We start from the raw sequence: 621 nt of genomic DNA, 5'->3' as shown, positions 1-621 counted from the left end.
TATTAGATAATGATACCTTCGATCCAACGGCAACTATAGAAGTAACCGATGTCACGGATCCAAACAATGGAACAGTGACCATCAACCCTGATGGCACGGTCACCTACACGCCAGATCCTGATTTTAACGGCACGGATACCTTTGAGTATACCGTCACCGTAACAAACCCTGATGGAAGTACCACTACGGAAACAGCTACCGTAGTAGTCACCGTGACTCCAGCGGATGATGTGATGGATGATACGGCGACCACACCAGAGGACACGCCAGTAGATATTGCGGTATTAGATAATGATACCTTCGATCCAACGGCAACTATAGAAGTAACCGATGTCACGGATCCAGCAAACGGAACAGTGACCATCAATCCTGATGGCACGGTCACCTACACGCCAGATCCTGATTTCAACGGCACGGATACCTTTGAGTATACCGTCACCGTAACAAACCCTGATGGATCAACCACCACAGAAACTGCTACCGTAGTAGTCACTGTGACTCCAGCGGATGATGTGATGGATGATACAGCGACCACACCAGAGGATACGCCAGTAGACATTGCGGTATTAGATAATGATACCTTCGATCCAACGGCAACTATAGAAGTAACCGATGTCACGG

1 protein-coding gene is annotated in these 621 nt (G+C 48.1%); it reads left to right on the top strand.

The genetic code is table 11. The annotated features are described in order from the left end of the window. Positions 1–621 (top strand): Ig-like domain-containing protein (locus tag ACFO3O_RS22590; RefSeq protein ID WP_379983076.1); only part of this gene is annotated, 621 nt, incomplete at both ends.

The sequence above is a fragment of the Dokdonia ponticola genome (assembly GCF_042653865.1).
In the GTDB taxonomy this organism is placed as follows: domain Bacteria; phylum Bacteroidota; class Bacteroidia; order Flavobacteriales; family Flavobacteriaceae; genus Dokdonia; species Dokdonia ponticola.
This window is presented reverse-complemented; position numbering and strand designations above follow the sequence as displayed.